The 23,310-nt window shown below is 72.7% G+C and carries 22 protein-coding genes; 12 read left to right on the plus strand and 10 right to left on the minus strand.

The window, feature by feature from the left end:
- Window positions 1–776: 776 nt before the first annotated feature.
- Window positions 777–1,502, plus strand: coding sequence for a hypothetical protein (locus IG64_RS17460; protein WP_037857095.1), 726 nt, complete (start codon window positions 777–779; stop codon window positions 1,500–1,502).
- A 189-nt stretch (window positions 1,503–1,691) separates the two neighbouring features.
- Here the strand turns inward: IG64_RS17460 and IG64_RS17465 are convergent, their stop codons facing one another.
- Window positions 1,692–2,372, minus strand: coding sequence for a response regulator transcription factor (locus IG64_RS17465; protein WP_037857097.1), 681 nt, complete (start codon window positions 2,370–2,372; stop codon window positions 1,692–1,694).
- A complete protein-coding gene (locus IG64_RS17470) occupies window positions 2,369–3,793 on the minus strand; it encodes a sensor histidine kinase (protein ID WP_037857098.1) in 1,425 nt (474 codons plus the stop codon). The genes IG64_RS17465 and IG64_RS17470 overlap by 4 nt, the downstream gene beginning before the upstream one ends.
- Before the next feature lie 213 nt (window positions 3,794–4,006).
- Here IG64_RS17470 and phoU point away from each other — a divergent pair, with 213 nt between their 5' ends.
- The 5 genes from phoU to IG64_RS17490 all read left to right on the plus strand — a co-directional run bounded on the left by phoU (window position 4,007) and on the right by IG64_RS17490 (window position 9,074).
- Complete coding sequence (phoU, locus tag IG64_RS17475) at window positions 4,007–4,696, plus strand: phosphate signaling complex protein PhoU (protein WP_037857100.1); 690 nt, start codon at window positions 4,007–4,009, stop codon at window positions 4,694–4,696.
- A 247-nt stretch (window positions 4,697–4,943) separates the two neighbouring features.
- Entirely contained in the window at window positions 4,944–5,099 is a 156-nt protein-coding gene (locus tag IG64_RS41585; protein WP_199811608.1) for a hypothetical protein, read from the plus strand.
- A gap of 388 nt (window positions 5,100–5,487) precedes the next feature.
- A complete protein-coding gene (locus tag IG64_RS17480; RefSeq protein WP_234438531.1) occupies window positions 5,488–6,018 on the plus strand; it encodes a lamin tail domain-containing protein in 531 nt (176 codons plus the stop codon).
- 223 nt (window positions 6,019–6,241) lie between these two features.
- Complete coding sequence (locus IG64_RS17485; RefSeq protein ID WP_037857101.1) at window positions 6,242–6,481, plus strand: hypothetical protein; 240 nt, start codon at window positions 6,242–6,244, stop codon at window positions 6,479–6,481.
- Window positions 6,482–6,635: 154 nt separating this feature from the next.
- Complete coding sequence (locus IG64_RS17490) at window positions 6,636–9,074, plus strand: ATP-binding cassette domain-containing protein (RefSeq protein ID WP_234438532.1); 2,439 nt, start codon at window positions 6,636–6,638, stop codon at window positions 9,072–9,074.
- Window positions 9,075–9,101: 27 nt separating this feature from the next.
- Here IG64_RS17490 and IG64_RS17495 read toward each other — a convergent pair whose 3' ends face one another.
- The 3 genes from IG64_RS17495 to IG64_RS17505 form a co-directional block, all read right to left on the minus strand.
- Entirely contained in the window at window positions 9,102–9,932 is an 831-nt protein-coding gene (locus IG64_RS17495; protein WP_037857102.1) for a S1 family peptidase, read from the minus strand.
- A gap of 256 nt (window positions 9,933–10,188) precedes the next feature.
- Window positions 10,189–11,040, minus strand: a complete 852-nt coding sequence (locus IG64_RS41170) for a hypothetical protein (RefSeq protein WP_158771582.1) — start codon at window positions 11,038–11,040, stop codon at window positions 10,189–10,191.
- Window positions 11,037–11,450 carry a hypothetical protein gene (locus IG64_RS17505; protein WP_037857104.1) on the minus strand — a complete coding sequence of 138 codons (414 nt, stop codon included), beginning with the start codon at window positions 11,448–11,450 and terminating at the stop codon, window positions 11,037–11,039. Before IG64_RS17505 ends, IG64_RS41170 begins: the two co-directional genes overlap by 4 nt.
- 573 nt (window positions 11,451–12,023) lie before the next feature.
- Here IG64_RS17505 and IG64_RS17515 point away from each other — a divergent pair.
- On the plus strand, window positions 12,024–12,428 hold the full coding sequence (locus tag IG64_RS17515) for a hypothetical protein (RefSeq protein ID WP_037857107.1): 405 nt from the start codon (window positions 12,024–12,026) through the stop codon (window positions 12,426–12,428).
- A 269-nt stretch (window positions 12,429–12,697) separates the two neighbouring features.
- Here the strand turns inward: IG64_RS17515 and IG64_RS17520 are convergent, their stop codons facing one another.
- A complete protein-coding gene (locus IG64_RS17520) occupies window positions 12,698–13,459 on the minus strand; it encodes a phosphoglyceromutase (protein ID WP_037857110.1) in 762 nt (253 codons plus the stop codon).
- 216 nt (window positions 13,460–13,675) lie between these two features.
- Here IG64_RS17520 and IG64_RS17525 point away from each other — a divergent pair, with 216 nt between their 5' ends.
- Complete coding sequence (locus IG64_RS17525) at window positions 13,676–14,968, plus strand: MDR family MFS transporter (RefSeq protein ID WP_037857113.1); 1,293 nt, start codon at window positions 13,676–13,678, stop codon at window positions 14,966–14,968.
- 45 nt (window positions 14,969–15,013) lie between these two features.
- On the opposite strand, the gene IG64_RS17530 is transcribed toward IG64_RS17525, so the two are convergent.
- The gene (locus IG64_RS17530; protein WP_078884059.1) at window positions 15,014–15,550 is read right to left on the minus strand and encodes a DUF2000 family protein; all 537 of its coding nucleotides are present in this window, start codon (window positions 15,548–15,550) and stop codon (window positions 15,014–15,016) included.
- 49 nt (window positions 15,551–15,599) lie between these two features.
- Between IG64_RS17530 and IG64_RS17535 the strand changes: the two genes are divergently transcribed.
- Window positions 15,600–16,427, plus strand: a complete 828-nt coding sequence (locus IG64_RS17535; protein WP_037857117.1) for an AraC family transcriptional regulator — start codon at window positions 15,600–15,602, stop codon at window positions 16,425–16,427.
- 18 nt (window positions 16,428–16,445) lie between these two features.
- On the opposite strand, the gene IG64_RS17540 is transcribed toward IG64_RS17535, so the two are convergent.
- Both IG64_RS17540 and mshA read right to left on the minus strand, forming a co-directional pair.
- The gene (locus tag IG64_RS17540; RefSeq protein ID WP_037857119.1) at window positions 16,446–16,955 is read right to left on the minus strand and encodes a YbjN domain-containing protein; all 510 of its coding nucleotides are present in this window, start codon (window positions 16,953–16,955) and stop codon (window positions 16,446–16,448) included.
- Window positions 16,948–18,285: a D-inositol-3-phosphate glycosyltransferase gene (gene mshA, locus IG64_RS17545; protein WP_037857120.1), complete on the minus strand. Its 1,338-nt coding sequence runs from the start codon at window positions 18,283–18,285 to the stop codon at window positions 16,948–16,950. The genes IG64_RS17540 and mshA overlap by 8 nt, the downstream gene beginning before the upstream one ends.
- Window positions 18,286–18,591: 306 nt before the next feature.
- Here mshA and IG64_RS17550 point away from each other — a divergent pair, with 306 nt between their 5' ends.
- The 3 genes from IG64_RS17550 to IG64_RS17560 all read left to right on the plus strand — a co-directional run bounded on the left by IG64_RS17550 (window position 18,592) and on the right by IG64_RS17560 (window position 22,586).
- Window positions 18,592–19,440 (plus strand): class I SAM-dependent methyltransferase, encoded by an 849-nt coding sequence (locus IG64_RS17550; protein ID WP_234438533.1) that lies wholly within the window; start codon window positions 18,592–18,594, stop codon window positions 19,438–19,440.
- 166 nt (window positions 19,441–19,606) lie between these two features.
- Window positions 19,607–20,746, plus strand: a complete 1,140-nt coding sequence (locus IG64_RS17555; protein WP_037857121.1) for a C40 family peptidase — start codon at window positions 19,607–19,609, stop codon at window positions 20,744–20,746.
- 430 nt (window positions 20,747–21,176) lie between these two features.
- Window positions 21,177–22,586, plus strand: a complete 1,410-nt coding sequence (locus IG64_RS17560; RefSeq protein ID WP_037857122.1) for a PP2C family protein-serine/threonine phosphatase — start codon at window positions 21,177–21,179, stop codon at window positions 22,584–22,586.
- A gap of 278 nt (window positions 22,587–22,864) precedes the next feature.
- Here the strand turns inward: IG64_RS17560 and IG64_RS17565 are convergent, their stop codons facing one another.
- The gene (locus IG64_RS17565; protein ID WP_037857283.1) at window positions 22,865–23,215 is read right to left on the minus strand and encodes a DUF2516 family protein; all 351 of its coding nucleotides are present in this window, start codon (window positions 23,213–23,215) and stop codon (window positions 22,865–22,867) included.
- Window positions 23,216–23,310: the final 95 nt, after the last annotated feature.

The following is a 23,310-nucleotide window of genomic DNA, read 5'->3' on the forward strand; positions in this document are numbered from 1 at the left end:
TTACACACATCCGGCCGTCCGTCCAAGCGGCCGAACAGACCGTTTTGTCCAGTTCCAGATGCGCGACTTCCGCTACTCCGTTCGGTGCGCCGGGACCCGGCCGGGGTGAATCCGGAATTGATCACGGCCCCCGATCGACGCCTGCCGCGGCCTGTGATCAATTTCAGCCCCCGGCGCGCATTCCGGGGCCGGAAATCCACGAAGACGACACCTGGATCCCTGCATGAAGATCCGCCATGAAGATCCGGTACGGAGATCCGGCACGTAGATCCGGTACGGAGATCTGAGGCGGAGATCCGGTTGATCCGGCGCGGCGGACAGTGGCTATGGCGGCGCGTTAGAGGGGCGTAAGACGGCGCGTAAGCCACGGCGTATGCCGGCGGGTATGCGGGCGTATGCCGACCCCTATGCCCGCCCCTATGCCCCGTGGGTCGTGACGTGTGACGCGTATGACGCGGTGTGCGTTTGGCGTGTCGTAAGGGGAGGTGTCCGGCGGGCGGCGCCTGTGCGAAGGGGAGGCGGCGTCACGGACCGTGCGCCGGGGGTGCCCGGCAGGGCCGGGCGGACGGCGCCCGGAGAGGCCCGGCCGAAGGCGCCGGGAACGCCCGTCGGCGGCCGCACGGGGAGCGGTGTCCGGGTGCCCGCGGGCGTCCAGGGGCGGGTCGGGTGCGAGGCCCCGGGAACGGCTCGGTAACCTAAGCCCGCTGACAGACACTTAGGGCGGCTTTATAAGGAAGTCGTCCTGTACCGCCCACGTTCAAGGAGTTGCCGCCGCCGTGAGCAGCAGCCTTCGACGCGGCGCCCTCGCCGCCGCCGCCATCGCGTTCTCGATCGCCTCGCTCGCCGCCTGCGGCGCCGGCAACAACGCCCAGACGCTCGAGGTGAAGCCGGACAACGCGGCCACCACCGTCGGGGACATCGAGGTACAGAACGCGCTGATCATCACGCAGCCCGGCTTCCAGACCAAGGGTCCGGCCGTCGTCTCGGTGACCGTCTTCAACAACGGCAGCACGCCCCAGACGCTGGACGCGGTCCGCGTCGACGGCGGCGGCACCGCGCAGATCACCCCCGCCCAGGGCAAGGGCAAGCTGACCGTCCCGCCCCAGGGCTCCGTCATCATCGGCGGCAAGGGCAACGCCTCCGCGGCGCTGGCCGACCCCGGCCCGGTGGTCAAGGACGGCAACGCCCAGAAGATCACCTTCTCCTTCAGCAAGGCCGGTGACGTGAGCCTGCGGGCCTTCGTCGTGCCGGCCTCGAGCTACTTCGACAAGTGGGGCCCGAGCAGCATCCCGGCCGCCACGGGCGCCCCGGGCGCTCCCGGCGCCCCGAGCGCGTCCGCCACGGGCAAGCCGGGGACGTCCAAGTCCCCGAAGTCGCCCAAGACGTCGCAGAGCCCGCAGGCCCCGGCCGGCGGTACGCAGACGGGTTCGGCCTCGACCGGCGAGGCGGGCACGGGCACCGGCGCGGGCGACTCGGTGAACCAGGGCGGCTCGGCGTCGTAACCGATCGCCGGCCGCCTGATCGCCGGGCACCGGTCACCAGCCGCTGGTCGCCGGCCGGTGACTCCGGCGCGGTACCGCACGGCAGACGGCGAAGGGCGGCACCCCAGCGAGGGTGCCGCCCTTCGCCGTACCTCCGCGGACCGCGGCGGCCGGCGCGCGGCCTGCGGATCACGGTCGACGGCGCACGGCTTACGGCTCGAACTTGTATCCGAGGCCGCGGACCGTCACCAGGTAGCGCGGGGCGCCCGGGTCGGGTTCGATCTTGGCGCGCAGCCGCTTGACGTGCACGTCGAGCGTCTTGGTGTCGCCCACGTAGTCGGCGCCCCAGACCCGGTCGATGAGCTGCATCCGGGTCAGCACCCGGCCGGCGTTGCGCAGCAGCATCTCCAGCAGGTCGAACTCCTTGAGCGGCAGGTCGACCTTGGTGCCGGAGACGGTGACGACGTGCCGGTCCACGTCCATGCGGACCGGGCCGGCCTCCAGCGCCGCCGGGGTGACCTCCTCCGGCTCACCGCGCCGGCGCAGCACCGCGCGGATCCGGGCGACCAGCTCGCGGGAGGAGAAGGGCTTGGTGACGTAGTCGTCGGCCCCTATCTCCAGGCCGACCACCTTGTCGATCTCGCTGTCCTTGGCGGTCACCATGATCACCGGGACGTTGGAGCGGCCCCGCAGCTGGCGGCACACCTCCGTACCGGGCAGCCCCGGCAGCATCAGGTCGAGGAGGACGAGGTCGGCGCCGTTGCGCTCGAACTCGTCGAGTCCGTCGGGCCCGGTGGCCGCGACGGCGACCTCGAAGCCCTCCTTGCGGAGCATGTACGACAGGGCGTCGGAGAAGGACTCCTCGTCCTCGACGACGAGCACTCGGGTCACGGAAGGACCTCCGGGGCGGTAAACGGTTCGTACGGTGACGACTGTGATGACGGCGATGTCTGCGCTGACGGCGCCTTCGGGGGCTGTGCGTGCTGTGCCGGCGGTGCGGACCGCGCGGACTGCGCGGTCCGTGAGGACTGTGAGGTCCGGGAGGACCGTGATGAGGGCGAGGGGGAGGACGGGGAGGACACCGTGCGGGACCGTCCGGTTCCGGCCTCCTCGTCGAGAGCCGGGTGTTCCTGCGCGCGGTCCCGGTCGCGTGCCTGGCGGCCGGCCGCCGCCTCCGGCAGCCGCAGCGTGAAGGTGGACCCCTGTCCCTCGGCGCTCCACACCGTGACCTCCCCGCCGTGCGAGGCGACCACGTGCTTGACGATCGCGAGGCCCAGGCCGGTGCCGCCGGTGGCCCGTGAGCGGGCCGGGTCCACGCGGTAGAAGCGCTCGAAGATGCGCTCCTTGTCCTTGTCGGAGATGCCGATGCCCTGGTCGGTGACGGCGATCTCGACGAGGTCCCCGCCCGGCACGGTGATCCTGCGGGCGGCGATGCCGACGCGGGTGCGGGCCGGGGAGTAGTTGACGGCGTTCTCGACGAGGTTGCCGAGGGCCGCGGCGAGCTGGCCTCGGTTGCCCCAGACCCGCAGGTCGGCGGTGCCACCGGTGGCCATGGTGATCTGCTTGGTGCCGGCCTGGTGGCGGCAGCGGTCGATGGCCTCGGCGACGAGTTCGTCGACGCGCACCGGCTCGGCGTCCTCCAGGGGGTCGTCGTTCTGCACCCGGGAGAGGTCGATCAGCTCCTGGACCAGGTTGGTCAGCCGGGTCGCCTCGATCTGCATGCGTCCGGCGAAGCGCTGCACGGCCTCCGGCTCGTCCGAGGCGTCCATGACGGCCTCGGAGAGGAGGGAGAGCGCGCCGACGGGCGTCTTCAGCTCGTGGCTCACATTGGCGACGAAGTCGCGTCGTACGGCCTCGATCCGGCGGGCCTCGGTCAGGTCCTCGACGAGCAGCAGCACCAGACGCGACCCCAGCGGCGCCACGCGGGCGGAGACCGCGAGGGCCTCGCCACGCCCGGTGCCGCGCCGCGGCAGGTCCAGCTCGACCTGCCGTATCTCCCCGTCCCGCCGGGTGTCGCGGGCCATCTGGAGCATGGGCTCCACGGCCAGCTTGCCGCCGCGGACCAGCCCGAGGGCGTACGCGGCGGAGCTGGCCTTGACGACGGCGTCGGCCTCGTCGAGGACGACGGCGGAGGAGCGCAGCACGGACAGCACCGTGTCCACGCCGGGCGGCAGCACCGCGTCGGTGTGCAGGGAGGTACGCGTCGGACGCTTCTGCTCCCGTTCACTGAAGCGGAACGCCAGCATGGCGATCACACCGGTGAGCACTCCGGCGATCGCTGCCGCTGCGGCGACCGCCGCGTTCACGTCCATGCGACCAGGTTAGGCATGGGGTACGACCTGCCCGCACCCGTCCGGGTGCGACCTCGAACACTCGTCGCCCAGAGTTCACCTTGGAGCCAGCGACGGTTCACTTGAGGTGACGGAAACGGACGCGTACGGGCCGGAACGTGGGAGCGTGGGGATCGCACCCCCGACTGGCACCCCTGGCCGGCACGAACGAAGACGTACGAGAGGGAACCGACGATGCGGGACGCGTACCACGAGGAACTGGACTCGATCGGCGACGGACTGGTGGAGATGGCCCGGCTGGTCGGGTCGGCCATCGGGCGCGCCACGACCGCCATCCTCGACGCCGATCTGAAGCTGGCCGAGAGTGTGATCGAGGCCGACCAGAAGGTCGACGAACTCCACCACGACCTGGAGGCCCGGGCCATAGCCCTGCTGGCCCGGCAGCAGCCGGTGGCGACGGACCTGCGGATCGTCGTCACCTCGCTGCGGATGTCCGCGGATCTGGAGCGCTCCGGCGACCTGGCCCAGCACGTGGCGAAGCTGGCGCGGCTGCGCTTCCCGGAGCGGGCGGTCCCGCAGGACCTGCACGCCACCATCCTGGAGATGGGGCAGCTCGCCCAGCGCCTGATGGCGAAGGCCGCCGAGGTGATCATCACCAAGGACGTCGACCTGGCCCTCCAGCTGGAGCAGGACGACGACGAGATGGACCTGCTGCACCGCACCCTCTTCCAGCACCTGATCGACGACCGCTGGAAGCACGGCATCGAGACCGCCGTGGACGTCACCCTGCTCGGCCGCTACTACGAGCGGTACGCCGACCACGCGGTGGCGGTGGCCAAGCGGGTGGTCTACCTCGTCACGGGCGAGCACGCCGACGATCTCCAGCAGGACATCCAGCCGGTGACGAAGGTCGACGGGGCCTGAGCGGAGGGACGGCGGGCGGCGGTCCGGGCGACCGTCGGTCCCGGGCGGCGGGCCTGGGCGACCGTCGGTCCCGGCGGCGGGCGGTGGCCCCGGGCGGGCGGCGGGCCCCGGCGGCCGGCCGCGGGTGGTGAGCCGCGGTCCCGGGCGCCGGGGTCCCGGGGCGTGGGGGACGAGCCACTGTGCGCCGTTGATGCGCCCGGCGGAACGGGCATGGAATGGGCGAAGGCACCAGCCTCTAGGAGGACCCATGGCCGAATCCCCCAGCAACGCTCCCGACCCCGCCGGGAACCGTGAGACCGAGCAGCCCGCCGAGCCCAGGCGCCTCCCGCTCCTCGCAGCCTGCGGCTGCGGCTCGGGCTGCGGCTGCGGCTGCCAGTCGGGCGGCCCCTGCCAGTGCGGCTGACAGGACGACTCGACGCGGGGCCCCGGCGATGCCGCCGGGGCCCCGCGTCACGTGGGGGCCCCGCGTCACGTGGGAGTCCGTTCCCGGCGGGTGGGCGCCGACTCCCTCTCCGTTACCCACTTTGGGGTGACGGAGCCGGCGCGTGCCGGGACTTCGCACCCGTCGGGGCGTCAGAAACCACAGAGGACACCTGGATGGGCATTACATCCGAGAGTCACGGAAATATGGCCAATCAGTAACAGGGTGCGCGCACTGCCAGCATTTCGTTGCAGACCGGACAAAGTGTGGGGCGCGGCCGACCCGGCCGCCACCGCACACCGCACACCGCCCCGCGCGGCCCGGATCCGCGCCCGGCGGGTGCTCGTACCAGCAGGGAGAGCCTGTGTCCGTGTCCGTTTCCGTCTCCTGGACCGCCCGCCGTCTGACCGCGGCCGCCGCCGCAGCCGGTGCGTTGATCGGGACGGCGGCGCTGCCCGCGTCCGCGGCCGACCACGCCCCGCACGCCCACCCGCGCCACACGCACCGCCAGGGCGTGATGATCAGCGGCGTCCACCTCGAGAACAGGGACCGCGCCCACCACTTCGCCCGTGCGCTGAACACGGAGTGGGTGGAGATCACCAACAACAGCCGCCGCGACGTCAACCTCGCCGGATGGACGCTGGCCGACGAGCACGGCCACACCTACACCTTCCGCCACTACCGTCTCGACGGCGGCGCCACGGTCCGCGTCCACACCGGCTACGGCCACGACACCCGCCGTGACCTCTACCAGGACCGCCGCGTCTCCGTCTGGGACCGGCACGACACGGCCACCCTGCGCAACGACCACCACCGCTTCGTCGACTCCGTCAGCTGGGGCGGCGACCGCCACGGCGACCAGCACCGCGACGGCCGGCACCGCGGGGACCACCGCCGCTGATCCGGACGGTACGCGGCCGGTCCTCGGCCCCCTCTCCGCCACCGGGAACCCGGGAAGCACGGAGAGGGGGCTCCTCCGCGTCCAGGGGACCCGGGGGCGGGTCCGGAGAAGACGGACGCGCCACGACGGCCGGCGGACGAGGGGACGCGGCGAACGAGGCGGACCGCGTCCCCACCGGGGAGCCGGCACGGAGAGCACGCACGGCAGCGGTTCCGCCCTGCTCGTGCCCGTCCTGCTTGTGGCCGTCCTGCTCATGGCTGTCCTGGTCGTGGCTGTCCTGGTCGTGGCTGTCCTGGTCGTGGCGGTGGTGATCCGGCGGCGGTTACGCGCCCGCCGGGTGCCGCGCAACGGCTCGCCGGTCGTCCCGCCGGTCTTCGCCGTCCTGGGCACCCTGGCCGCCGTCCGGCCCGAACCCGTCCCCGCCCCCGTCCCCGTCCCCGTCCCCGTCCCCGACCGATCCTGACCAGCTCAAACCGGTTCCGCCCGGTTTGAGTCAGCGGCAACCGGTTCCGAACCGGTCAGGAATCGAGAAGCGCGCCCGCGCGGGCCACGGTTACCGTGGCGGCGACGGACACCACGGCGGGACGCGCCGGCGGACGGCGAGGGACGGAGACACGATGAGCACGGTCACGAGGACGGACGGCGACACCGGCGGCCGGCGCTCCCCCTCCTCCCGGCCCACCCCGCCCGCCCCGCCGTCCGCGCCGCACACCGCCGACAGCCACGACCTGATCCGCGTGCACGGCGCGCGGGAGAACAACCTCAAGGACGTGAGCGTCGAGATCCCCAAGCGCCGGCTGACGGTCTTCACCGGCGTCTCCGGGTCGGGCAAGAGTTCCCTGGTGTTCGGCACCATCGCCGCGGAGTCGCAGCGGCTGATCAACGAGACGTACAGCACGTTCGTCCAGGGCTTCATGCCGACGCTCGCCCGGCCCGAGGTCGACGTGCTCGACGGGCTGACGACCGCGATCATCGTCGACCAGCAGCGGATGGGCGCCGACCCCCGCTCCACGGTCGGCACCGCGACGGACGCCAACGCGATGCTGCGCATCCTCTTCAGCCGGCTCGGCGAGCCGCACCTCGGCTCGCCCAAGGCGTTCTCCTTCAACGTCGCCTCGATCAGCGGCGCGGGCGCGGTCACCGTCCAGCGCGGCGGGCAGACCGTGAAGGAGCGCCGCAGCTTCAGCATCACCGGCGGCATGTGCCCGCGCTGCGAGGGCCGGGGCACCGTCTCCGACCTCGACCTCACCCAGCTCTACGACGACTCCAAGTCGCTCTCCGGCGGCGCGCTCACCGTCCCCGGCTACAAGTCGGGCGGCTGGAACCACCGCCTCTACAGCGAGTCGGGCTTCTACGACCCCGACAAGCCGATCCGCGACTTCACCGAGACCGAGCTGCACGACTTCCTGCACCGCGAGCCGACCAGGATGAAGATCGCGGGCATCAACATGACCTACGAAGGTCTGGTCCCGCGGATCCAGAAGTCGATGCTCGCCAAGGACAAGGAGGGCATGCAGCCGCACATCCGGGAGTTCGTGGACCGCGCGGTCACCTTCACCGCCTGCCCCGAGTGCGAGGGCACCCGGCTCAGCGAGGCGGCCCGCTCCTCGCGGATCGCGGGGGTGAGCATCGCGGACGCCTGCGCGATGCAGATCAGCGACCTGGCCTCCTGGGTCCGCGGCCTGAGCGAGCCGACGGTGGCGCCGCTGCTGGCCGCGCTCCAGCAGACCCTGGACTCGTTCGTGGAGATCGGCCTCGGCTACCTCTCGCTGGACCGCCCGGCCGGCACCCTCTCCGGTGGTGAGGCCCAGCGCGTCAAGATGATCCGCCACCTCGGCTCCTCGCTCACCGACGTCACGTACGTCTTCGACGAGCCCACCACCGGCCTGCACCCGCACGACATCCAGCGCATGAACAACCTGCTGCTCCGGCTGCGGGACAAGGGCAACACGGTGCTGGTCGTGGAGCACAAGCCGGAGGTGATCGCGATCGCCGACCACGTCGTCGACCTCGGTCCCGGCGCGGGCGCGGCGGGCGGTGCGGTCTGCTTCGAGGGCTCGGTCGAGGGGCTGCGGGCGGCCGGCACCGTCACCGGACGCCACCTCGACGACCGGGCCGCGCTGAAGAAGACGGTGCGCAAGGCCACCGGCACGCTGGAGATCCGCGGCGCGCACGCGCACAACCTGCGCGACGTCGACGTGGACATCCCGCTCGGCGTGCTCTGCGTGGTCACCGGCGTGGCCGGGTCCGGGAAAAGCTCGCTCGTGCACGGGTCGATCCCGGCCGGGGCGGGCGTGATCTCGGTCGACCAGACCCCGATCCGCGGCTCGCGCCGCAGCAACCCGGCGACGTACACGGGACTGCTCGACCCGATCCGCAAGGCGTTCGCCAAGGCCAACGGCGTCAAGCCCGCCCTGTTCAGCGCGAACTCCGAGGGCGCCTGCCCCACTTGCAACGGCGCCGGCGTCATCTACACCGACCTCGCCGTGATGGCCGGGGTCGCCACCACCTGTGAGGAGTGCGAGGGCAGGCGCTTCGAGGCGTCCGTCCTCGACCACCGCCTCGGCGGCCGTGACATCAGCGAGGTGCTCGCGATGCCGGTCGAGGAGGCCGAGGAGTTCTTCGCCGCGGGCGAGGCCCGCACCCCGGCCGCTCACCGGATCCTCCAGCGGATGTCCGACGTGGGCCTCGGTTACCTCACCCTCGGCCAGCCCCTCACCACCCTGTCCGGCGGCGAGCGCCAGCGCCTCAAACTCGCCACCCACATGGGCGACAAGGGCGGCGTCTACGTCCTCGACGAGCCGACCGCCGGTCTCCACCTGGCCGACGTCGAACAGCTCCTCGGCCTGCTCGACCGACTCGTCGACGCCGGCAAGTCGGTGATCGTCGTCGAACACCACCAGGCGGTCATGGCCCACGCCGACTGGCTCATCGACCTCGGTCCGGGCGCGGGCCACGACGGCGGCCGGATCGTCTTCGAGGGCACACCGGCGGACCTGGTCACCGCGCGCTCCACCGTGACGGGGGAGCATCTGGCGCAGTACGTGGGTGCCTGAACCGGTCCGGCGGGGTCGCTTCCCCGGTCAGGCCCTGCCCTTGACGACCTTCCGCACCCAGTCCGCGTAGGCAGGAGCGCTGGTGTAGAGCCCGGGTCCGTCGGAGCAGGCGACGCCCGGGGCGCCGGGACCCGATGTCACGCCCACGAGTTCCCATCGCCCGCTGTGGCCACGCTGGAGCTGCGGCCCACCGGAGTCCCCGAAACAGGCCATGGCGTGCGGGACCCGGCTGATGGTGCACAGCCGCGTGCCGTTCGCGTACCCGGGGGCGCACTCGGACGCGGTTCCCAGCCGGGTCTCCAGCTCCTGCAACCGGTCCGGGAAGACCGCGTCCGGCAGCCGGGTGATGTCCTTGACGGTGCCGAAGCCCAGGAGCCGGGTCGGGGTGCCGGGCTCCCCGGCCCGCCCCGCGATCCGGACGGGCTTCTCACCGACCGGCCGGTCGAGCCGGATCAACGCGACGTCGTCCTTGTTCGCTGCCGCTCCCTGGCCGTTCACGTACCCGGGGTGCACCACGATCTTCACGATCTTCCGCACGGTGCCCCCGGACAGGCGGTGCGCGCTGCCGATCCGGACGGTCCCCTTCAGCTTGATCTCCGGCTCGGCCACGCAGTGGGCCGCCGTCAGCACCCACTGCCGGTCGATCAGTGACGCCCCGCAGGTGCCGTCGTCCATGGCCGCCGACGGGGCGGTCTCCGGAATCGTCGCCATGAACGGGTAACGCTCGGTGGAATCCGTCCCGTTGACGATCGCCTGGGCACTGCCGTTCATGGTGGTGGCGCACGCCGCGGCGGCGAGAGCGACGACAGCGGCGGCCCGCGCGGTACGACGGCGCGCCGCCCACTTCAAGCTGAACACGAAGGATCCCTTCCCTGGAGGCTGTGAACACCTCCAGCCTCCGCCACCGCCCTCCCCCGAACCACCCGGCGACCTGCCCGATCCACGGTGGGGAGAACCCCCTGCTCAGGGGGGTGACAGCTACAGACGGGAAGTCGCCGGCAGGGCTCTGGTCCTCGGTGTGCGCCATGACCGGCCCCCGGGATCCGGTGGCGGCCGGCGGCCTCCAGGATCACCGGGCCCCTGCTGATCCGGCAGTGGGCGCGGGGGGGGCGGATCACCCGTAGACGATCCCGAACTGGTAGCCCTGCACGGCGGGGTTGAAGATCTTGGGTGCAGGACCGCCCGCTTCCCGCACGGACACGGAGACCTCGTACTTCTCACCGGGTACCAGGGGCTTGCGCACCTCGTACTCCTTCCACTGCGGGCCGTCCTTCGGCGTCGGCCAGGCCGGCAACCCGTAAGCCGCCATGCCGTTGGGTGCGGACGCACCCGGATAGACGACCGTCCTGCCGGTGTGGTCCGCCAGCCACATGTAGACATCGACCAGAGCGTGTCCGGACGTCGTGCGCCACTCGGCACTCATGTACAGGTGGCCGCCGTCGACCCGGCCGCACGCCTTGACCTGCACACGGTCGGCCCCGGAATCGCGCCACCCGGTGCAACGCGTCGCCGGGTCGGGCAGCAGGGCGGCAGCGGACTCGGACGCTTTGGGACTCGGTGCCGGCTCCTGCTCTGCACGCTGCGCCGGCGCTCCACTGACCGGCATGCTCGACGTGTCAGCGGTTGCTTTGCCGGACGGCTCCGGGGTGGCACTCGGCGTAGGTGACGCAGAGGGAGAGGCGGAGACCGTGACGGCGGGCGCTTTGGCGTCACCCACGGGCGCCGTATCGACCGCGCTGTGCCGTTCCCAAAGGTCGATGCCCACGAGCCCGCCGAGCACCAGGACCGTCACACCTGCCAGTGACCAGGCGACACGCATCTTCAACGAACGCGGTGGCGCGTAGTGGTGGTGCTCGTTGATCGTCTGGTCCCGGCTGGCCTGATAGGTGCGTGCTTGGTCGCTCGGCTTCGCCGTGAACGACTGGCCACCGGAAGGTTCGGCGGGAGAGGCGGGCTGTCTGGTCATCGCTCGTTGATCGTCTGGTTCCCCGCGGACTGGTAGATGCGCCCGTGCCCGGACGCCGTGGCGTTGAACACCGTGGAGGTTCCCTGCGGGGGAGCGGGCAGGACGCCGGCGAGGTCCTCCGTCAGCACACGACGCAGTTCTTCGGCGAGGTCGGGGCGGGTGGCGAGCAACCGTCGGAAACGCAGGCGCCACTCTTCGGCCGAGTCCTCGGCGACATCTCCTTCCGGAGCGGCCAGGAGCAGTGTGCGCGTCTCGGTGAGGTCCGCCTCCACCGTGCCTGCACGCTCCGGGTACGCACGCCGCCAGAGGGAGCCGACCGAGTCCTGTGCCCGCTGCCACAGATCGGTGGTCAGAGCCGACACCACTGCGGTCCCCGCAGTCGAGGCGAGAGCCATCAACTCCGCTTCCACTACCGCTCCTTATCGCTCACCGCGTACCCGACAGGGGGCGCCATCCTAGGGCATCGGCGGCCGGGTTCTGGCAGCAAACCCACACGCTGGGCGATCACCGTGCGAGCCCGCTGCCGACGACCAGTTCACCGGCCGCCGCCGCACCGTCCTGGCCGCCAACCCGGACGTGGCCGAAGCGATGGCCGGCCGCATCGTCGAGGAGGCACTGAAGCTCGTGGCAAACCTGCGCGAAGAACCCCGGCGTGGGCCTCGCTCCCTCACGGACCGTGCACGCGGGCTGGCACACGCTGGTCCTGCACACCGCCCTGTACGCCGAGCTGTGCGACGCACTCGGCGGCCACTTCGTCCACCACTGTCCGGGCCGGGCCCCGACGAACAGCGACCCACCGATCCTCCACCGCACCGAGAAGAAGACCGTGGCTGCGGGATGGGAGCCGCCCCGGCGTACCGCGGGCAGGTCAGTCCCGAGACGACGGGACCGGCTTGTCACGATCGTCGTCGCTGCTGAACTTGATCGGGCGATGTCGGACGATTGCCTGACAGGTGAGGGACGGGTCGGGTAGATGTGTGCGCGTGAACGACTCCACGCCCAGCGCGCCCACCTCCGAGGAAGGCGAGCCCACCTCGTTCGTCGAGAAGACGAAGAACTGGTACGGGAAGCACAGGACGAAGATCCGTGCCGCGTGCGGCGCAGTCGGCGGCGTGGCCGTGGTCGTTGCGGTCGTGGTCGCCAGGCAGGCCATGAAGCAGAACGCCACCGAGGACACCGCGGAGTCCGAGGACACCGGGTCGGCCGCCGAGTCCGTGGAGGAGGACGAGCGGCGGAAACCTCCCGTCAGGCACTCGGTGTCCGGCTACACGAGGAGGCTCGCTGACGGCCGTGAAATTCCTGTGTCGGGTTATGAGCGGGGCGGCTCCTCGGAAGACGAGGGCCAGGACGAGGACGAGGACGAGGAGCCCGACGAAGACGCAGCCTGAGCGCGGACGAAGGTCACAGCGGCTGGCTTCGCCGTCCGGGACGCCATGCCCGCCTCGCAGGCGTCCCCGAGGAAGACGCGGCGGCAGCCGTCTCGGCCTCCATGCTGCGGGTGCCCGGGCAGAGGCGAGCGCCCAGCCGAAGCCGGACTTCCCGCAGCGCTGACGGCCCGATCAACCCGGCTGACGGCCCAGAGACGGCCCAGGGCAAGAGACAAGCCCCCTCCCGGCGGAAGACCCGCAGGCAGGGGGCTCGGCTTACGCGTGGGCGCTTACTTCTTCTTGCCCTGGTTCTTCACGGCCTCGATCGCTGCCGCTGCCGCGTCCGGGTCGAGGTAGGTGCCGCCCGGGGTGACGGGGCGGAAGTCCGCGTCGAGTTCGTAGGAGAGGGGGATGCCCGTGGGGATGTTGAGGCCCGCGATGTCGGCGTCGGAGATCTGGTCGAGGTGCTTGACCAGGGCGCGCAGGCTGTTGCCGTGGGCGGCGACGAGGACCGTGCGGCCGGTGAGGAGGTCGGGGACGATGCTGTCGAACCAGTACGGCAGCATGCGGACGACGACGTCCTTCAGGCACTCCGTCCGGGGGCGCAGCTCCGGCGGGAGGGTCGCGTAGCGCGGGTCGGAGAACTGGGAGAACTCCGCGTCGCGGTCCAGCGGGGGCGGCGGGGTGTCGTAGGAGCGGCGCCAGAGCATGAACTGCTCCTCGCCGAACTCCTCCAGGGTCTGGGCCTTGTCCTTGCCCTGCAGGGCGCCGTAGTGGCGCTCGTTCAGGCGCCAGGAGCGGTGGACCGGGATCCAGTGGCGGTCGGCGGCCTCCAGGGCGAGCTGGGCCGTGCGGATCGCGCGCTTCTGGACGGACGTGTGGACCACGTCGGGCAGCAGGCCGGCGTCCTTGAGCAGCTCACCGCCGCGGACCGCCTCCTTCTCGCCCTTCTCGTTGAGGTTGACGTCCACCCAGCCGGTGAACAGGTTCTTCGCGTTCCACTCGCTCTCGCCGTGGCGGAGGAGGATCAGCTTGTACGGTGCGTCGGCCATGCATCCGAGCCTAATCCACGCATTCGGCGCGCCGCCCGGGCGCCCGGCAGGCGGACAGATGAACGGACGGAGGGACGCGGAGCGGGCGGCCCCGCGCCGACAGTTGACTGCTTCTGTTAATTGACTGGTTGGCCGTCCGGCTGTGCTCGTAAGTTGTGCGTACGGCAGGGCGTAAGTCGCGCTTTCCGCACCAGCCACTTACATCGGGGGTCGTCCATGTCCGTCACCAGTCTCAGACGCGCCGCCCGCGAGACCGTCTCCGGGCTGCCCCGCGAGTTCTGGTGGCTGTGGACGAGCACCCTGGTCAACCGGCTCGGTGCCTTCGTGGCCACGTTCATGGCGCTGTACCTCACGCTCGATCGCGGGTACTCCGCCTCCTACGCCGGTCTCGTCGCCTCGCTGCACGGGCTCGGCGGGGTCGTCTCCTCCCTCGGCGGCGGCGTGATGGCCGACCGGCTGGGGCGGCGGCCCACCCTGCTCGTCGCCCAGGCCTCGACGGCCGTCTTCGTCGCACTGCTCGGCTTCGTGCACGATCCGGTCGCCATCGCCGCTGTCGCCTTCCTCGTCGGCATGGCCTCCAACGCCTCGCGGCCCGCCGTGCAGGCGATGATGGCGGACATCGTGCGGCCCGAGGACCGGGTCCGGGCGTTCTCGCTGAACTACTGGGCGATCAACCTCGGTTTCGCCGTCTCCTCCATGGCCGCCGGCTTCATCGCCGAGTTCAGCTATCTCGCCGGGTTCCTCATCGAGGCCGGGATGACCATGGCCTGCGCGGTCGTCGTGTTCCTGAAGCTGCCCGAGTCCCGGCCCGCCGGTGACGCGCAGGGCGGCGGCAAGGGAGGCGCCGAGGCGTCCGTCGGGCTGACCGCCGTGCTGCGCGACCGGCGCTTCATGGGTGTGGTCGGGCTGTCCTTCCTGGTCGCGCTCGTCTTCCAGCAGGGGTCGGTCGGTCTGCCGGTGGCCATGGGCCGGGCCGGGTTCACGCCCGCCGACTACGGTGTGGCCATCGCCGTCAACGGCATCCTCATCGTCGCCCTCCAGATCCCGGTCACCCGGTTCATCGAGCACCGGGACGCCAAGCGGCTGCTCGTCGTCTCGTCCCTGCTGGCCGGGTACGGGTTCGGGCTGACCGCCTTCGCCGGGTCGGTCGGCGTGTTCGCCCTGACGGTGTGCGTCTGGACGCTGGGCGAGATGATCAACGCCCCCACGCAGACGGGACTCGTCGTCCGCCTCTCCCCCGTGCACGGGCGCGGCCGCTACCAGGGGGTCTACTCCCTGTCCTGGTCGCTCGCCGCCCTCGTGGCCCCGCTGATGTCCGGTGCGGTCATCGACCGGCTCGGCGCGCGGTGGCTGTGGGGGATGTGCGCGGCCGTGGGCATGGTCGCCGCCGTCGGCTACGGGGCGCTGATGCGGCGCCTGCCGAAGGAGGAACCCGTCGCGTTCGCGGAGGGGGCCGTGGGTGCCGGCGCGGCTGCCGGGGAGCGGTCCTCCGAGGTCAGTACGGCGTGAGGGGCCAGGGGCCAGGGGGCGGCCGCCCGCTGCGCCCGGCCCGCCTCACGGGTGCATCCGCGCCCCCTTGAGCACCTTGTCGACCGCGTTGCGCGGGCCGTACACCGCCAGTCCCACCAGGTCCAGGTCGGCGGTCCGCACCGCCCGTACCGCCGCGCGGTTGTCGCGGTCGTTGCCCGTGGCGAAGAGGTCCGAGGTGAACACCGCGCGCGGCAGGGCCCGGGACAGGGTCCTGGCGTGGGCCGCCGTCAGCGTCTCCTTGGTGCCCTCGAAGACGAGCACGGGCTGGCGGAACATCGGCTGGTAGGACACGTCGCCGGCGTCCTGGTACGGCTGCCCGATCACCTCCGGGACCGTGGTGCCGAGGCCGCTGACCAGGAAGGCGGTCACGTTCAGACGCTGCCACGTCTCCAGGTCCTCGCGGAGCAGGACGGCGATCTTGGTGTCGAAGCGGACCGGCGCGTCCGGTTCCGGCCCGGAGGCCGGCCGGGACGTCGGCCGGGACGTCGGCTCGGAGGTGGGCTGAGAGGCGGGCTCGGGGTGCGGCCGGGAGTTCGGCTCGGGCTTCGGCTCGGAGTTCATGGAGTGAGACTGCCGGGCACCCCGGCACCGGGTCTTGTACGTTCTTTGCGTGGCCGCCGAACGGGCCGGACAGGCCGAAGTCTCCGCCTGGCGACCCCGGGTCCCGGGCGTCGTGGAGGTCTTCCACGCCCACTTCCCCGCGTACTCGTACCCGATGCACGTGCATGACGCCTGGACGCTGCTGATCGTCGACGACGGCGCGGTGCGCTACGACCTGGACCGGCACGAGCACGGCACCCCGCACGACACGGTCTCCCTGCTGCCGCCGCACGTGCCGCACAACGGCTCCCCGGCGGTCCCCGGCGGCTTCCGCAAGCGGGTGGTGTACCTCGACAGCAGCCACCTGGGCGAGGAACTGATCGGGGCGGCCGTGGACGGACCGGACCTGCGCGACCCGGTACTGCGGCGGCGCGTCGGCCGGCTGCACTCCGCGCTCGGCCGCCGCGGCGACGAACTGGAGGCGGAGAGCAGGCTCGCGCTGGTCGGGGAGCGGCTGCGGGACCATCTGCTGCGCCGGGCGGCCCACCCGGCGCAGCGGCAGCGGCCGGATCCCGCGCTCGCCCGGCGGCTGCGGGAACTGCTCGACGCGCGGGTGGTGGACGGCGTCCCGCTGGAGGAGGCCGCGCGGCTGCTGCACGCCCATCCCGCGCACCTGGTACGGGCGTTCAGCGGCGCGTACGGCATCGCCCCGCACCAGTACCTGATGTCGCGCCGGGTCGGGCGGGCGCGCCGGCTGCTGCTGGACGGACTGCCGCCCGGCGAGGTGGCGCCGGTGACCGGGTTCTACGACCAGGCGCACCTCACCCGGCACTTCAAGAAGCTGGTCGGGGTCACCCCCGGGCGCTACCGGGGGCGCGGCGCGCGCCGCGCCCCATGAGGCCGACCGGCCCGGTCCTCAGTCGGCCGGGCGCTGGATCAGGTGCGTGAAGGCCTCCAGGTTCCGCGTCGACTCGCCGCGGGAGACCCGCCACGCGTACTCCTTGCGGATCGCGGAGGCGAAGCCCAGCTCCAGCAGGGTGTTGAAGGCGCCGTCGGCCGCCTCCAGGACCTGCCCGAGCAGCCGGTCGATCTCGTCGGCGGTGACGGAGGCGAGGGAGAGACGGGCGGTGACGTAGACGTCGCCGAGCCGGTCGACGGCGTAACTCACGCCGTACATCCGCAGGTTGCGTTCCAGGAGCCAGCGGTGGACGCCCGCCTCGTTCTCGTCGGGGTGGCGGACGACGAAGGCGTTGAGGGAGAGGGAGTGACGGCCGACCAGGAAGGAGACGGTCGTGGAGAGTTTGCGGGTGCCGGGCAGCTTGACGACGTAACTGCCGGGCTCGGGGGACTCCCACTCCAGTCCGGTGTCCTTGAAGACGGCTTCGAGAACCTGCCGGGCCTGAGCTGCCTCGTCCGTGTCACCCATGGTGGGAGCGTACGCGACGGCGGTGGGACTGCAGTGCTGCCGTGTACACGTCGGCGGTGGCGGCCGCCGAGGCGTCCCAGCCGAAGGACCGCGCGTGCCGGGCCGCGGCGGCGCCCATCCGGTCCGCGAGGTGCGGGTGGTCGGCGAAGTCGCCCAGTACGCGCGCGTAGGCCGCGGGGTCGTGGCCCTGCACGAGGAAGCCGGTCTCGCCGTCGCGGACGGCCACCGGCAGGCCGCCGACCGCCGCCGCGAGCACCGGTGTGCCGGCCGCCTGCGCCTCTATCGCGACCAGTCCGAAGGATTCGCTGTAGGAGGGCATGACCAGCACGGACGCGGCCCGGAACCAGTCGGCGAGCTGCTCCTGCCCCACGGGCGGGCGGAACCGTACGACGTCGGCGATGCCCAGTCGGGCCGCCAGCTTCTGCAGGCCCTCGGGCTTGGCGAGGCCGCTGCCGCTGGGGCCGCCCACTATCGGGACGACGATGCGCGAGCGCAGGTCGGGGCGCTCGCCGAGGAGCACGCCCACGGCCCTGAGCAGCACGTCGGGGGCCTTGAGGGGCTGGATGCGGCCGGCGAAGAGCGGGATCAGGGCGTCCTGCGGGAGGCCGAGGCGGGCGCGGGCGGCGGCGCGACCGTCGGCCGGGCGGAAACGGTCGAGGTTCACCCCGGGGTGGACCACGGCGACCTTGGCCGGGTCGGCGGTGTAGTGCCGTACCAGTTCCTCGGCCTCGTCGTCGGTGTTGGCGATCAGCCGGTCGGAGGCCGCGACGATCTGGGTCTCGCCGATGACCCGGGCGGCGGGCTCGGGCGTGTCGCCCTCGGCCAGGTTGGCGTTCTTGACCTTGGCCATGGTGTGCATGGCGTGCACCAGGGGCACGCCCCAGCGCTGGGCGGCGAGCCAGCCGACGTGCCCGGAGAGCCAGTAGTGCGAGTGCACCAGGTCGTAGTAGCCGGGGCGGTGACCGGCCCAGGCCTGCATCACTCCGTGGGTGAAGGCGCACAGCTGGGCCGGGAGGTCCTCCTTGGCCAGACCCTCGTAGGGGCCCGCGTCGACATGGCGGACGAGGACGCCGGGCGCGAGGTCGACGCGGGGCGGCAGGCCGCCGGCGGTGGCCCGGGTGAAGATCTCCACCTCGACGCCCTGGTCGGCCAGGCGCTGGGCCAGCTCGACGATGTAGACGTTCATGCCGCCCGCGTCGCCCGTGCCGGGCTGGTGGAGCGGCGAGGTGTGCACGGAGAGCATGGCGACGCGCCGGGGTCTGCGGGACAGCCGCAGCCGCGCCGGAGCCGGTGAAGAGCGGCGCCCGAGCCTGCCGACGTACTGGCTCACGTGGCGTTCCTCCTTGCTGCGGGCATGCCGGACCCGGGACGCGGTGCGCCCTTCAGGGGGCAACGCCGTGAGCGGCGCCGCCATTTCCGCCGCCGGGCTCTTTGCTCAATCATTACCGAATATCGCTCAACCGTTCGACGGCGGGGTGCGTGCCGCGCGGGCGCTCGCCCCGGGCCCCGCCCCAGGCCCCGGCAAAGGCCCGGATCCCCGGGGAATCACCCGGTGTCCCAAGGGGAGCCTCCGCCGGGCTCCGGGGGGGGAATGCGGCGTGCGTCCGGGTCCGGGTGCCCCCATACCCTCGTATCCATGACATCCCGCGCAGCGACCCGCCCGCCCTCCCGGCTCCGCCCGAGCGGCGGGAGCGCCGTGGTGGGCACGGTGACGCGCGGGACGACCCATCCCAACCGGCTGCGCCGCATGGACCGCTGGATCGCGGCCGTGCACGGCGCCGAGCTGCGCCGCGCCGCCGACCCCGTGGCCGTCGACCTCGGCTACGGCGCCGCGCCCTGGACGGCCGTCGAACTGCTCCGGCGGCTGCGCACCGCGGCTCCCCGCGCGCGCGTGGTCGGCGTCGAGATCGAACCGGCCCGGGTCGCCGCCGCGCTCCCCTACGAGCGCGAGGGCCTGGTCTTCCGGCACGGCGGCTTCGAGGTGCCCCTGCCGCAGCGCCCCCAGCTCATCCGCGCGGCGAACGTGCTGCGGCAGTACGACGAGTCCGAAGTCGCCGGCGTGTGGGGGCGGCTGTGCGCACGGCTCGCCCCGGCGGACGGGCACACGCGCGGGGGCCTGCTCGTGGAGGGCACCTGCGACGAGATCGGCCGCCGGCACGTGTGGGTCGCCCTGGGCCCAGAAGGACCCCGGACGGTCACCTTCGCCACCCGCCTCGGCTCCCTGCACCGCCCCTCGGACCTCGCCGAACGCCTCCCGAAGGCACTCATCCACCGCAACGTACCGGGCGAGCCGGTGCACGCGTTCCTGCGCGACTTCGACCGCGCCTGGGCGGCCGCCGCGCCCTACGCCTCCTACGGGGCCCGGCAGCGCTGGATCCGCGCGGTGCGCGACCTTGCGGCCGACTGGCCGGTGACGGACGGGCCCGCTCGCTGGCGGCAGGGCGAAGTCACGGTGGCCTGGGGGGCGTTGGCACCGCGCGGCTGACGGGAGGGAGCGGCGGGGAACGATCTTCGCCGACCGCACGTCCCACAGACGGGGGCCGGTGCGGGCTGAGCACCGGGGACCGGGCCCTGTCGTTTCGGGCGCAGTCGTGGCAGTATCCCCCGGACGGGACATGTTACTGACGGTAAATCAACTTGGGGGCGGGGTTATGGGACGGGGCAGGCGCAGCGTGCTCGCGGCGGCCGTGACCGTGGTCTGCGCGGTCACCCTGCTGGGGGCGTCCGGCACGGCGTTCGCGAGCGCGGGACCCGACCGGGAACCGACGTCCCCCGGGACGAAGCCCCCCGCCTCCCCCTCCCCCTCGTCCACGCCCTCGTCCACGCCCTCGCCCTCCGTCACGGTCCCGCCGGACAAGGACCTGGAGGCGGTCCGCACCAAGCTGGACCAGCTCTACCACGACGCGTCCGTCGCCACCGACGCGTACAACGCCGCCGAGGAGCGGGCCGAGCAGCAGTCCGCCCAGGTCACCGACCTGTCCCGGAAGATCGTCGAGCAGCAGCGGAAGCTGGACGAACTGAAGGACCGCGCCGGCGCCGCCGCCCGCGCCCAGTACCGCACGGGCGGGCTGCCGCCCCAGGCCCAGCTGCTGCTCAGCAACGACCCGCAGCAGTTCCTCGACGGGGCCGGACGGCTCCTGGAGGGCGAACGGGCGACCAGCGGGCTGCTCCAGGACATGACCCACACCCAGCAGGACCTGGAGCAGTACGCCTCCGACGCCGCCGACCGCCTGCGGAAGCTGGAGGACAACCGGAAGGCCAAGGCCACGGCGAAGAAGCGGATCCAGCAGCGGATCAAGGAGGCGGAGCAGCTCCAGGCCACGCTGGAGAAGCGGCAGCGGGAGCGGCTGGCGCAGCTGGAACGGCAGGCCGCCCAGCAGGCTCAGGCGGCGTGGCTGGACACCGGCATCCTCAAGGAGATCAGCGGCGGCGCGACCGAGGCGGACAAGAAGGCGGTGGCGTACGCCACGGCCCAGATCGGCAAGCCGTACGAATGGGGCGCCGAGGGTCCCGGGACGTACGACTGCTCCGGTCTGACCTCGCAGGCCTGGGCGGCGGCCGGGCATCCCGTGCCCCGCACCTCCCAGGAGCAGTGGAAGCAGCTCAAGCACGTGTCCGTGAAGGACATGCGCCCCGGCGATCTGATCATCTACTTCGGCGACGCCAGCCACGTCGCGATGTACGTCGGCGAGGGCAGGATCGTCCACGCCCCGCGCCCCGGCCGCACGGTCACGCTGGCGGGCGCGGGCACGATGCCCATCCTGGGCGTCGTACGGCCCGACGCGGACTGAGAGGGGCGGCCTCCCGCGCCCCCGCGCCCGGGCACGGACCGGGGGATGGCCCACGCCCCTGCGCCCGGCACGGACCCAGGGCACGCACGCGTCTCCTCCCCCTCCCCTCCCCCGGGCGCCGCGCGGAGGACTCTCCTCCCCCTCCCGGCGCCGAACGGAGAGCCGCTCCGCCCGCCCGGTGACCTGGGCCATGTGACCCATCACACGCCCGGTCGGCGCCAAACCTGTCCTGGCGTGACCTTCGTCATTCCGGAGCGCGGGGCACGGTGCCCAACTCCGTTGCGGATCGCGGCATATGACAGTGGCCGAAGCGCGAGCGACGCGCCTCACACCATTCCCCCGCGGCGCCGACTACCGCTATGGTCCCCGTCGGTGGAACGAGGTCCCTCGTCCCGCCATGCCCTCGGGGGGAGGGAAGGAACCCGAAACGATGCCCGTGCCCGTACCGCGGCAGCGAGAGACACCGGCCGCGGAGAGCGGCCAGGCGCCGACCGTGACCCACGGCGGCGGCCCCTCCGCAGCACAGGCCCCGCACGGGGAAGCCACCCGAGCCACGAAAGCCCCGGAGGAGAACGCGAAGGACACCACGGCCGAGAAGGACAACCGCGCCGCGGGCCACCCAGCCCACGGCACGAACCTCACGCTGCTGCTGATCGAGGACGATCCCGGCGGCTCCCCGATCGTGCCCGAACTGCTCGACGCGGCCGGCAAGCCGATCCGCGTCCGCACGGCCCGCAACCTCACCGAGGCCTCGCGGCTGCTCACCGACGACGTCCACTGCATCCTGCTGGACCTCGCGCTCCCGGCCCCCGGCCGGTCCGGGGCGGGTTCCGGCGCCGGAACCGGTGCCGGACCGGCCGGTGACGACGACGAGCTGGCCGTGCTCAAGCACGTGCTGGAGCTCGCGCCCCGGCACGCCGTGCTCGCGCTGACCGCGTCCGGAGACGCCGAGCGCGGCGCCCAGGCGGTGCGCGTCGGCGCCCAGGACTACCTGCTCCGCGACGAGCTGGACGGGCCGCTGCTGAGCCGGGCCATCCGGTACGCGGTCGAGCGCAAGCGCTCCGACACGGCCGAGCGCCGGCTCGCCGAGGGCCGGCTGCGCGCGCAGGAGAACCGCCGTCTGGAGCGCGGCCTGCTGCCGACACCCCTGCTGGACGGTTCGACGCTGCGGTTCGCCGCCCGCTACCGTCCCGGACGCTCGCGCGCCCTGCTCGGCGGCGACTTCTACGATGCCGTCCGCACCCCCGACGGCACCGTGCACGCCATGATCGGCGACGTCTGCGGGCACGGCCCGGACGAGGCGGCGCTCGGCGTGGAGCTGCGCATCGCCTGGCGGGCCCTGACGCTCGCCGGGCTGTGCGGCGACGAACTGCTGAACACGCTCCAGCAGGTGCTGGAGCACGAGCGGGCCGACGACGAGATCTTCGCGACGCTGTGCACGGTGGACATCGCGCCGGACGGGCGCCGCGCGGGCCTGTGCCTGGCCGGCCATCCCTCGCCGCTGGTCATCACGCCCGGCCTGCCGGCAAGGCTGCTGCCGTACGACAACAACGGCCCCGCGCTCGGTCTGCTGCCCGGCGCCCGCTGGCCCCGGACACAGGTGGAGCTGGGCGCCGAGTGGAGCCTGATGCTCTACACCGACGGCCTGATCGAGGGCCGGACGGGCCAGGGCGGCGAACGGCTCGGCCAGGACGGCATGCTGGAACTGGTCCGCCGCCAGCTCGGCCAGGGCCTGCGCGGCGAGGACCTGCTGCGGGAGGCGGTCAACGAGGTGCGCGCGCTCAACGGCGGTGAACTCACGGACGACGTGGCGGTCGTCCTGCTCGACCGGGAGCCGTAGCGGCGGCACGGCGGGGGCCTCTGTCCGACACGGGGGTCTCGGCCGGGGCGCGCGCGGGCGCGCCCATCCGGGAGCAGCAGGGGCGGCGGTCGGCCGGAAGTCGTAGGCGCGGCACCCGGGAAGCCTTGGACGGCGGCCGCCGGAGCAGTCGCGGGCGGTGGCCGCCGGAGCGGTCGTGGGCGTCGTACGCCGGAGGGGTCGCGGGCGCGGGCGCCGGCCCCCCGCTTCGCGCGCCGCGCATGTACGCGCCGTGAGCGCGCCGCGGCCGAAGGCGGGTGCTACCGGCCGCCGTTGTACGGCCCGTAGGGACCGTCGCTGCTGCTGCCGCCGCGACGACGGCCCCAGCCGCCGCCACCGCCGGAGACCTGCTTGAGCGCGGGCCGCACGTCCACGATGTAGACGATGCTCGCGATCACGCCGATGATCGGCAGGAACGACAGGATCGAGAACAGGTAGCTCACCACGAGCGCCAGGCCGAGGATGATCAGCCAGAACACCTTGTTCTGCTTGTCGGCGGCGCGGAACGCGTCCTCGCGCCGGATCGCGGCGTCGCACAGCCCGAACGCGGCCAGGACCATGAGCAGGATCTTGAGGATCCCCAGGAACCCCGCGAAGCCCAACATCAGCATGCCGTCCACCGCCCGTTCTCTCCGACGCCTACGCCGCCACCGTACCCGGAGAACGGGCCGGGCACCCCAAGGGTGCCCGGCCCGTCCGGCGTGCG

The organism is Streptomyces sp. NRRL S-340 (assembly GCF_000720185.1).
Lineage (GTDB): Bacteria > Actinomycetota > Actinomycetes > Streptomycetales > Streptomycetaceae > Streptomyces.

Excerpts from the sequence above, each read along its gene's own strand:
- IG64_RS17550 (WP_234438533.1), top strand. The coding sequence starts at position 18,592 with ATGACATCCCGCGCAGCGACCCGCCCGCCCTCCCGGCTCCGCCCGAGC.
- IG64_RS17470 (WP_037857098.1), bottom strand. The coding sequence starts at position 3,793 with ATGGACGTGAACGCGGCGGTCGCCGCAGCGGCAGCGATCGCCGGAGTG.
- phoU (WP_037857100.1), top strand. The coding sequence starts at position 4,007 with ATGCGGGACGCGTACCACGAGGAACTGGACTCGATCGGCGACGGACTG.
- IG64_RS17540 (WP_037857119.1), bottom strand. The coding sequence starts at position 16,955 with ATGGGTGACACGGACGAGGCAGCTCAGGCCCGGCAGGTTCTCGAAGCC.
- IG64_RS17520 (WP_037857110.1), bottom strand. The coding sequence starts at position 13,459 with ATGGCCGACGCACCGTACAAGCTGATCCTCCTCCGCCACGGCGAGAGC.
- IG64_RS17490 (WP_234438532.1), top strand. The coding sequence starts at position 6,636 with ATGAGCACGGTCACGAGGACGGACGGCGACACCGGCGGCCGGCGCTCC.
- IG64_RS17555 (WP_037857121.1), top strand. The coding sequence starts at position 19,607 with ATGGGACGGGGCAGGCGCAGCGTGCTCGCGGCGGCCGTGACCGTGGTC.
- IG64_RS17530 (WP_078884059.1), bottom strand. The coding sequence starts at position 15,550 with ATGAACTCCGAGCCGAAGCCCGAGCCGAACTCCCGGCCGCACCCCGAG.
- IG64_RS17565 (WP_037857283.1), bottom strand. The coding sequence starts at position 23,215 with ATGCTGATGTTGGGCTTCGCGGGGTTCCTGGGGATCCTCAAGATCCTG.
- IG64_RS17560 (WP_037857122.1), top strand. The coding sequence starts at position 21,177 with ATGCCCGTGCCCGTACCGCGGCAGCGAGAGACACCGGCCGCGGAGAGC.
- IG64_RS41170 (WP_158771582.1), bottom strand. The coding sequence starts at position 11,040 with ATGACCAGACAGCCCGCCTCTCCCGCCGAACCTTCCGGTGGCCAGTCG.
- IG64_RS17525 (WP_037857113.1), top strand. The coding sequence starts at position 13,676 with ATGTCCGTCACCAGTCTCAGACGCGCCGCCCGCGAGACCGTCTCCGGG.
- IG64_RS41585 (WP_199811608.1), top strand. The coding sequence starts at position 4,944 with ATGGCCGAATCCCCCAGCAACGCTCCCGACCCCGCCGGGAACCGTGAG.